Below are 9,007 nucleotides of genomic sequence, written 5' to 3'. Positions count from 1 at the left end.
GCTAATAGACCGACGCGAAAACGGGATCCGGCAAAAAGCCGGCCCCCGGCATGCACGCAGCCATCATCGAACGCAAACGGGATCCTGCAAAAAGCCCACCCCCGACGCGCGGCGGCGCCGCCATCAATCGATCCGCAGTCCCACCTTGATCGTCACCTGCCAATGCAGGACCTTGCCATCATCGATGTGCCCTCGTGTTTCCACCACTTCGAACCAGTGCATGTTGCGCAGCGTTTTCGACGCCTTCTCGAGCGCGACGCGCACGGCGTCATCGCTCGATTGCGGCGATGAGCCGGTCAATTCGATCTGCTTGTAGACGTGTTCCGACATGGTGTTCTCCTTGTAGTCCCCCAAGGGGATGTCTTCCGATGCAGCAAGGCACGCGCCATCACGCTTTCGCGCGTGGCTTCCATTAAAGGACAGGAACGCTTACGGGAGTAGTCGGGGTTTGCGCGAAGCACGCCGACGCGCAGGCAACGGCACGCGAGGCCTCGTTCACGAGGCCCGCATGCATCGGGGAGAAACAGGAAAGCTCAGAGAAGGATCAACGCAGCGGCCGCGAAGCAGCATCGCCCGCGTCCTGGCGGCGCGTGCCCCGACGCCTGCGCGCCGAAACCGTCGCGCCGAATTCGCTCAGGATCTGCGTTCGGGCGCGGCTCGCGAACACGAGGAAACCAAAGCCGTTCGCCTCGTACCAGTAACCGCCGTTCTCCAGTCCGTCGAGCGGCTGCTCGAGCGCATTGGTGATCGATTCGACACAGCGCCTGTGCAGCTCGTCGATGGCCGGGTACGGCGGCTGGGCGCCGCGCACGCTGCACAGAAGAACATCGAGCCCCGGCAGGACATGCGCGTACAGCACCGGTTCATCCTGGGCGCGAGCTCGGGCAATCTTCGTGTCGAGCTGACCAAATGGCTTGAAATGCCGCAGCACGGCGAGAAAAGACTCGTCGCCATCGGCCTTCACGCGCTTACGCTTTTTCGGGAAGGACATAAAAACTCGCCTGAAAAAGAATTGCAAGAAACGCAGCGTCCTCATGCGGCCACTCCCGTCTTGCGCGCCGCACGTCGATCTTTTATAGCGCATCGATGTGATTAGGTCACGGTGAATCGGGCCATTCGTCATTGTGACCGGCAAAACGCCGGCGCACGTTTCTGGCGCATGATTCGTGCCGATGACCGTTTGGCGGCCCGCTTGGCATCCCTCTGAGCATCTATCCCAATAATAGTCCCGCTGCTACCCGCGCGAACAGCTTTCGTAAAGAAAAAAGCGGGTGGGCGCACCAAGCGTGCGGGGTAACTCTTTGGGCAGACCCATGCGCGTCGCACGGGTTCCGCCCGTTTCGAGCGGGTTTGCCCGGCTAGACGCGCGGCGCGTTCTTGAGTTCGTCGCGGATTTCGCGCAGCAGCAGCACGTCTTCCGGCGTCGCGGGCGGCGGCGTGGTTTCGGAAGGCTTGCGCAGATTGTTGATGAACTTGACCATCAGAAAGATGATGAACGCGAGGATGATGAAGTTGATCAGCGTCGTGATGAACGAGCCGTAGCCGAACACGGCGACGCCCGCCGTCTGCAAGTCCTTGTACGAATCCGGATTGCCCTTGAAGGTTGGCGGTATCTGTCCGAGTTTTACGAATAGGTTTGAAAAGTCCAGGCCGCCGGTGGCAAGACCGACGACCGGCATGATCAGATCCTTCACGACGGAGTTCACGATCGTCGAGAATGCGCCGCCGATGATGACACCGACCGCGAGGTCCATGACGTTGCCCTTCAGGGCGAAGTTCTTGAATTCTTCGATCATGCTCATGCGCGGCTTCCTCCAGTTTGAGTTAGACGGTTGTGCGGGCTAAAGCAGCAGCAAGGGCGCGGCAGCAAGGGCTATGCCATTGAGACATCCGCGAAACGCGCAGCGAAGTGTTTCATCGCGGACAGCGTCAATGATAGTCAATTCGACTGCGGACCGCCCGCGCGCCGAAAATCGCGCACGCCCGCGACCATCATGCGGCAGGCACGCGGCCCACGCTGATCGCCGCGCAAAAGGCGGCATGGTCGGCGACTGTCTGCGCGCCGTAGCGCTCGGCCCAGCTCGCGTAGGCCGCGTCGAGTCGATCCGAGTTGCCGCAATACCCCGCGATGAGCGCGGCGTCGCCCGTGCGCGCGTGGGCCCGGCCGAGCAGGAGGCCGAGACACCACGCGTAAAAATCGAAGGTGGCGCCGTGCAGCCAGTCCATGGGAATCGAGCCGCGGATCTGTTTCATCTGTCGTACGTAGAAATCGCGGCCGGAGATGGTCGTCCAGCCGAGTAGCGCATCCGACGAACTCTGCAAAAGCCGCTGGCCATGCACAACACGCCGTCCCTGATGCCGATACGGCTCGTCGAGCGGCGGCACGAAGGGCGCGGCGGCGGGCACGATGCCTTCCTTCACCTGAATGAAAAGCGGATCGCCGAGCGCGCGCCCGAGCATCAGCACGAGATACGCGCGCGTGCCGACACTGCCCACGCCGACGACGCGATGCGCCACATCCACGACCTCGTAACGCTCGAGCATCATGCGCCATTCGCCCGCGATGGTCTGCAGATACGCCTTCAGGCCATCGATCACATGATTTTTTTCGGCGGCGTCGAGACTCGTGAGGATCGGCGGATCGACCTTGAAGCGATAGCTCTTGCCGACAGGTTCCGCGACTTTCGCGAGCATCGTCGCGTGCGAGCGCTTCATCGCGCGCTCGACGGTCTTTTCGATGGTCGCTTTTTCGTCGGCGTCGAGTTTCGTCGGGGCGTCCATGTGCAGCGCGCTCGCGTAGGAGCGCATCTGCCAGAGATCGTAGGGGCTCACTTGCCAGAGATCGGCCATCGTCGTGCGATACGCGGCGCATGCCGAGCGCACCGCGCGCTCGCGCCCGGCGGCGTCGACGCCGTTCTCGCGCGCCGCCACATTGATGCTCGCGGTCAGGCGCTTCAGATCCCATTCCCAGGGACCGACGAGCGTTTCGTCGAAGTCGTTCAGATCGAACACGACGTCCTGGCGCGGCGTGCGAAAAAGGCCGAAATTATTGACGTGCGCATCGCCGTCGATGATGACGTTGTGCCCGATCGACGGCGACTTCGCCAGATCCCACGCCATCACGGTCGCGGAGCCGCGCAGGAACGCGAATGGCGATTCGGCCATGCGCTGCATGCGCAGCGGAATGAGCCGCTCCTGCCGGCCTGCGTTGCCCGCGAGCACGCGCTCGACGGGATCGGGCCTGTCGTGCTCGGGCGACCACGCGCCGTGGGCGTCGAACGGAACCGCGTCGCGCAACGCGCGGCCGGTCGCACGGCTTTCTTCGGCGGTGCCGTTGAGCGGGGAATTCGACGTCGCGGAACCGGGGCGTGTGGACAAGGCGTATTCTCCTTCGGCGATGGGCGCGTGCGTCGAACGTGCCGGGGAGCGTCGGGCACGGAACGTTTTACACGCGGCGCGGGGCGAGCATGAGGCGTCGGACGTCGCGGAAGGTATGAAGCAAGCGGCGCGCCGACACAGCGCAAACGGGCACGCTAAATGCTCCTTACGATCGGCTTGAAGCCCCGCAATGCCAACGCACGATTCCGACGCAGCGCGCGTCAACCATTCGAACACATCATCTCATGCCGAACGAAATCCGCATTGCCGAAGGCTCCCCGTTTCCGCTCGGCGCTAACTGGGACGGAAAGGGCGTCAATTTCGCGCTCTTTTCCGCGAACGCGACCAAGGTCGAGCTGTGTCTCTTCGACGAGAAGGGCGAGAAGGAAACGCAGCGCATCGAGCTGCCCGAATACACCGACGAAGTCTGGCACGTCTACGTGCACGGGCTCGAACCCGGCGCGGTCTACGGCTATCGCGTCCACGGTCCTTACGAACCGGAAGCGGGACATCGCTTCAATCCGAACAAGCTGCTGCTCGATCCTTACGCGAAGGCGCACGTCGGCACGCTGCAATGGGATCCGGCCTTGTTCGGCTACACGCTCGACGCCGAAGGCGACGATCTCACCTTCGACGAACGCGACAGCGCGCCCTTCATGCAGAAGTGTCAGGTCATCGATCAGACATTCAGCTGGACCCACGCGACGCGCGTGCGCGTGCCGTGGGAACACACGATCTTCTACGAGACACACGTGCGCGGCTACACGAAGCTGCATCCGGCGATTCCCGAGCACATGCGCGGCACCTTCGAAGGGCTCGGGCAGAAGGAAGTGGTCGAGTACATCAAGAGCCTCGGCGTGACGTCGGTGGAACTGTTGCCGATCCATACGTTCGTCAACGACAGTTATCTGCTCGACAAGGGCCTCACGAATTACTGGGGCTACAACACGATCGGCTTCTTCGCTGCCGATCCGCGCTATTTCGCACGCGGGCCGGGCGTCGTCGCCGAGTTCAAGGAGATGGTCGACCGGCTGCACGAAGCCGGCCTCGAAGTGATTCTCGACGTCGTCTACAACCACACCGCCGAAGGCAACGAGCGCGGGCCGACGCTGTCGTTCCGCGGCATCGACAATGCGTCGTACTACCGGCTGATGCCGGAAGAATCGCGCTACTACATCAACGATACCGGCACGGGCAACACGCTCAATCTCTCGCATCCGCGCGTTCTGCAAATGGTCACCGACAGCCTGCGCTACTGGGTGACGGAGATGAATGTCGACGGTTTCCGTTTCGACCTCGCGACGATCCTCGGCCGCGAACCGTACGGCTTCGACGAAGGCGGCGGCTTTCTCGACAGTTGCCGGCAGGACCCGATTCTGTCGAGCGTCAAGCTCATCGCGGAGCCGTGGGATTGCGGGCCGGGCGGCTATCAGGTCGGCGGCTTTCCGCCGGGCTGGGCGGAATGGAACGATCGCTATCGCGACACGGTGCGCGAGTTCTGGAAAGGCGACGAAGGCGTCGCGCCGGAACTGGCGACGCGCATCACCGCATCGGGCGACAAGTTCAACAAGCGCGGACGCAGGCCGTGGGCAAGCGTCAACTTCATCACCGCGCACGACGGCTTCACGCTGAACGATCTCGTGTCGTACAACGAAAAACACAACGAGGCGAACGGCGAGGACAACAACGACGGCCATTCGGACAACAAGTCGTGGAACTGCGGCGCCGAAGGCCCGACCGACGACGCGGAAATCCGCACGCTGCGTGAACGCCAGAAGCGCAACATGCTCGCCACGCTCCTGTTCTCGCAAGGCACGCCGATGCTGCTCGCGGGCGACGAATTCGGCCGCACGCAGAAGGGCAACAACAACGCGTACTGCCAGGACGACGACATCAGCTGGGTGAACTGGGACCTCGACGACGATGGCCGCGCGCTCGCCGAGTTCGTGCGCAAACTGACGACGCTGCGTCACACGCTGCCTGTGCTGCGGCGCCAGCGCTTCCTCACGGGCGAGTACAACGAGGCCTTGCAGGTGGCCGATGTCAGATGGCTCGGCACGACCGGCGACGAGCTCACGCAGGAGCAATGGGACGATCCGAACATGCGCTGCTTCGCGATCGTCTTCGACGGCCGCGCGCAGGCGACCGGCATCCGCAAGCCGGCATCGGACGCGACGCTTTTGCTGATCGTGAATGCGTATCACGACGTGGTCGATTTCACGCTGCCCGATATTCCGGGCCCGGACGAATGGATCTGCCTGATCGACACGAATGCGCCGATCCGCGAAGAATTGCCGGAGTTCGGTTCGGACGACGTGTATCAGGTGACGGGGCGCTCGCTGCTGTTGTTCGCGCTTCAGCCGCGCGGCGCGACGAGGCGGATTTTCAAGCGTCTGGAGGAAGCGCTGACGGACGAAGCGCCGCCCGAAAGCGACGAGAAGAAAGCGGAAGGCTGAAGCTCGCATCGACGGGACGCCATGCGCGACCGGGTATCATGCGATTCTTTGCAATAGAGACAGGAGGCGGCGCGAGCCGCCTTCTTTTTTCCACGATGCCTGTTTCATTCACGCATGAACGCGCGCTCATCGAAGGCCGCGCTGCGCAAACGGCATGATCCTGCACGCCATTCTGCACGTCGCGAGCTGGGATCAGCTCGAACGCATCTGGGAATTCATCGTCGGCTTCTTCAAGTTTCTGTGGGGCCTGTTGCGTTTTCTCGGCGGCGGATGATGCGCCGATTCTCCACGCCGTAACGAAAAGGGCCCCGCGCAAACGGGGCCCTCGATCATGCGTGCGCGACAAGCGGCAGGGTCAGGAATCGCGCCAGCTGTCGTCGCTGCTGCCGAGGTCGAGGCCTCCGCCGCCGCTGCCATCGTTCCAGTCGTTCGAGCCGTTGCCCAAATCGAGGCCGCCGCCGTTGTTGTTGTTGTTGCCGAAGTCGAGACCGCCGGTGTCGTTTTGCGCCGGGCGATCGACAGGCACTTCGCGCTCGATCACGCGATCGCGCCCATGCGACAACGCTTCGCCCAGCAACACGCCGGTGAGCAGTCCGCCCATGCCGCCGCCGAATCCGCCGCCGCCTTGCTGAATAATGACGGGCGGCTGCTGCCCCTGCTGCGGCGGATAAGGCGGATAGGGCCCTTGCTGCGGATATTGTTGCTGGCCACGTCCGAAACGCTCGGCTTCCTGCGCATACGGCGAGCCGGCCGGCGCACCCGCTTGAGCGTTGTTCGCGGCGTTCGGATCGGGACGGCCCTCGGCGCGTGCCTTCAGACTCGCGACCTGATTCGCCAGATCTTCGATCGCATACGGCGGCACCGGATTCTTCGAGTTCGATAGCGACTCGACCATCTCGCGCAACTGCGTCTCCGCGCCTTCGACATCTTTAAGGAGCGCCTCGTGACCCGGCGCGGTGGAGAGCCGGACGTCTAACTTGAGCGTGCGCACGTCGTTGAGCAGCTCGGTCGCGCGCTTGATCTGCGAGCGGCGGTCGTTCTCGGCCTGACCGTCGTCGCGTGCGCGGGAACGTCGCAAGCCCCAGCGCAGCACGAGCGCGATCGCCGCGATCAGCAGCGCGAAACCGATCCACGCGCCCATGCCGATGCCGTGCTTTTGCGGCGCGGCGGACGCCTGTTCCTGATTGAACGGATTCTGCGCGCTCGAAGTAGTTGCGCCGTTGTTCGAGCGCGGCGAGATGCTCGCGCGCGTCGCATCGGCCTGGATGCGGGCTTGCGTGGCGGCGAAGCGCGACGGATCCGTGAAGCTCAGCGAGGGATCGAGCGATTTGGCCTGCTGAAGCTGCGAAAGCGCGTCGCTGTAGCGGCCCTCGCGGTCGAGCACCTGTGCATACAGGTAGTGCGCATGCGCGTTCTTCGGATGCGCGCTGAGCACTTCGCTCAACTGGGAGTCGGCCTGTTGCCAGTTGCCCTGCGTCATCGACTGCTCGACCTGCTGCGCGGTCGGCACGGCGAACGCGAGCGGAGAAGCGAGCGACAGCGACAACGCCAGAGCCGTCAAAGTCTTTTTCATGATGCGGGCCGGACGCGATGAACGTCCGTCTCCTGTCGATGCTGCAAACGGGTGATGCAAGTCGTGATGCTCAAGGTAACGCATATTCGTGCGACGCGCGGCGGACCCGGAAGTTCGCCGCGCGCCGCCGCCTTTCAGATGCAGCACTTACTGCGCCGGCGTATTCAACTGCTTCTTCAGCGCTTCGAGACGATCTTCCACCGATGGCCCGCGATTGAGCGCGGCGAGTTTGTCCTCGAGCGCCTTGCCGGAGTTCTGGTCCGCCGAATTCAGACGCGCGTCCGAGCGGGCGTTGGCGAGTTGAACCTTGTCTTCGAGCTTCTGAAAGTCTTCGGAAAGATTCTTTCCGCCGATGCCGCCCAACGCGGTAGCCGCCGTGTCCTTCGCCTGCGCGATTTGCTGCTTGGCCTGAAGAATATTCGAGCGCGCGTTGAGATCGTTGCGGCGCTGGCGCATGTCCGCGATCTGTTTTTTCAGATGCTCGACCGAGGGCACGAGCGTTTGCAGTTCCGCCGCGAGCGCGTCGCGTTCGGTTTCGGCGTTGGACTGCGCCGCGAGTGCTTCGCGCGCGAGACTTTCATCGCCTGACTGCAGCGCGCGCTTCGCGCCATCTTCGTACTTCCTGGCTTTATCTGCTGCTGCGTCGCGCTTGCTTTGCTGCGTCGCGACCTGCGCTTCGATCTCGATGAGCGAGTTCTCCGCCTTCGCGATGCTGTCGTCGAGCTCGCGCACGATCTGGCGTGCGTCGCGCGAAGGGTCCTGCATGGTGTCGGCGGCGTCGTTCAAGAGGCCTCTGACCGTGCGCGTGATGGAATCGAAAAGCGACATGTATTTCTCCTGGATGAAGACGGCGGCGTGCGCGCCCACCTGCGTGCCACGCGGCTCGAATGTGAGGCGCAATGCGCGGGATTGCAAGCGTCGTGAGCCTCACGCTCACGCCGGGTTTACCCGCTCATTAGATCATGCCGTGACTTAATCGGGACTTAACGGAAGGTTAAGGAGTGTAACGATGCGCCGTGCCGAAGAAGCGGACTACGGCAGCGGCGGCTAGCGTTCGGAACGCGTGTCGTCCGTCAGCGAGGCATCGTCGCCCTGATCCGTGTCGTGCTCGGCATCCTCTTCAGATTGGGCTTGCTGAGCTTGAGAAACCGTACGCGCCTGCGCGGCGCGCTTGGTTGCGCTCGCCGCTGCTTCGCGGGCCTCGCGCGCGGCGGCTTTCGCGGCGACGCTCTTCAGCGCGGCGTTGAGCGCATCGGGGGCCTTCGGCGCACGCAGACGATCGACGATGCCCGCGACCTTGATCTGCTCGCTCGTCGCGTTGAAGTTCAGCACCGCGCGCCGCATGAGCTCGCTCACGCTGATGCCGAGGTTGTCCGCTGTCTTGCTGATGGCCAGCTTCTGCGCGGGGGTCACGAAAACAACGATGCGTTCGCTGGGTTTGGTCGTCATGAGCGGCTCGCAAACAGTAAGGCAATCGTATGGGACGATCGCGACTTCGGTTCATCAAACGGCACGACATCGTTACTGCAGGCCCACCCGACCTGTTCCGGGGAACCTGCGATCCACTCAACCATCATATCGGTTTGCGGGCGGCCGTGCG

At 63.3% G+C, this 9,007-nt stretch carries 7 protein-coding genes and 1 pseudogene; 1 reads left to right on the top strand and 7 read right to left on the bottom strand.

What is annotated here, in order from left to right; genetic code table 11:
* Positions 1-123 precede the first annotated feature (123 nt).
* The 4 genes from PQR08_RS28915 to PQR08_RS28900 form a co-directional block, all read right to left on the bottom strand.
* Positions 124-330 (bottom strand): dodecin, encoded by a 207-nt coding sequence (locus tag PQR08_RS28915; RefSeq protein ID WP_035498835.1) that lies wholly within the window; start codon positions 328-330, stop codon positions 124-126.
* A 214-nt stretch (positions 331-544) separates the two neighbouring features.
* Positions 545-1,036, bottom strand: a complete 492-nt coding sequence (locus tag PQR08_RS28910) for a hypothetical protein (RefSeq protein WP_035498834.1) — start codon at positions 1,034-1,036, stop codon at positions 545-547.
* 322 nt (positions 1,037-1,358) lie between these two features.
* Entirely contained in the window at positions 1,359-1,802 is a 444-nt protein-coding gene (gene mscL / locus PQR08_RS28905; protein WP_035498832.1) for a large conductance mechanosensitive channel protein MscL, read from the bottom strand.
* Positions 1,803-1,992: 190 nt separating this feature from the next.
* Entirely contained in the window at positions 1,993-3,378 is a 1,386-nt protein-coding gene (locus PQR08_RS28900; RefSeq protein WP_250483546.1) for a DUF2252 domain-containing protein, read from the bottom strand.
* A gap of 245 nt (positions 3,379-3,623) precedes the next feature.
* On the opposite strand from PQR08_RS28900, the gene glgX reads away from it, so the two are divergent.
* Positions 3,624-5,834 (top strand): glycogen debranching protein GlgX, encoded by a 2,211-nt coding sequence (glgX, locus tag PQR08_RS28895; RefSeq protein ID WP_408163105.1) that lies wholly within the window; start codon positions 3,624-3,626, stop codon positions 5,832-5,834.
* 355 nt (positions 5,835-6,189) lie between these two features.
* Here the strand turns inward: glgX and PQR08_RS28890 are convergent, their stop codons facing one another.
* The 3 genes and pseudogenes from PQR08_RS28890 to PQR08_RS28880 form a co-directional block, all read right to left on the bottom strand.
* Positions 6,190-7,407 (bottom strand): tetratricopeptide repeat protein, encoded by a 1,218-nt coding sequence (locus PQR08_RS28890; RefSeq protein WP_250483549.1) that lies wholly within the window; start codon positions 7,405-7,407, stop codon positions 6,190-6,192.
* Between the two features lie 147 nt (positions 7,408-7,554).
* Positions 7,555-8,235: a PspA/IM30 family protein gene (locus PQR08_RS28885; RefSeq protein WP_187605066.1), complete on the bottom strand. Its 681-nt coding sequence runs from the start codon at positions 8,233-8,235 to the stop codon at positions 7,555-7,557.
* Positions 8,236-8,627: 392 nt separating this feature from the next.
* Positions 8,628-8,856, bottom strand: a pseudogene (locus PQR08_RS28880) (plasmid mobilization protein); the annotation flags it as partial.
* Positions 8,857-9,007 lie beyond the last annotated feature (151 nt).

Source organism: Caballeronia jiangsuensis, assembly GCF_046030135.1.
Lineage (GTDB): Bacteria > Pseudomonadota > Gammaproteobacteria > Burkholderiales > Burkholderiaceae > Caballeronia > Caballeronia jiangsuensis.
This window is presented reverse-complemented; position numbering and strand designations above follow the sequence as displayed.

What these genes read in the sequence shown, in the direction of transcription:
- PQR08_RS28915 (WP_035498835.1), bottom strand. Translation starts at nt 330, where the DNA reads ATGTCGGAACACGTCTACAAGCAGATCGAATTGACCGGCTCATCGCCG.
- PQR08_RS28910 (WP_035498834.1), bottom strand. Translation starts at nt 1,036, where the DNA reads ATGAGGACGCTGCGTTTCTTGCAATTCTTTTTCAGGCGAGTTTTTATG.
- mscL (WP_035498832.1), bottom strand. Translation starts at nt 1,802, where the DNA reads ATGAGCATGATCGAAGAATTCAAGAACTTCGCCCTGAAGGGCAACGTC.
- glgX (WP_408163105.1), top strand. Translation starts at nt 3,624, where the DNA reads ATGCCGAACGAAATCCGCATTGCCGAAGGCTCCCCGTTTCCGCTCGGC.
- PQR08_RS28890 (WP_250483549.1), bottom strand. Translation starts at nt 7,407, where the DNA reads ATGAAAAAGACTTTGACGGCTCTGGCGTTGTCGCTGTCGCTCGCTTCT.
- PQR08_RS28885 (WP_187605066.1), bottom strand. Translation starts at nt 8,235, where the DNA reads ATGTCGCTTTTCGATTCCATCACGCGCACGGTCAGAGGCCTCTTGAAC.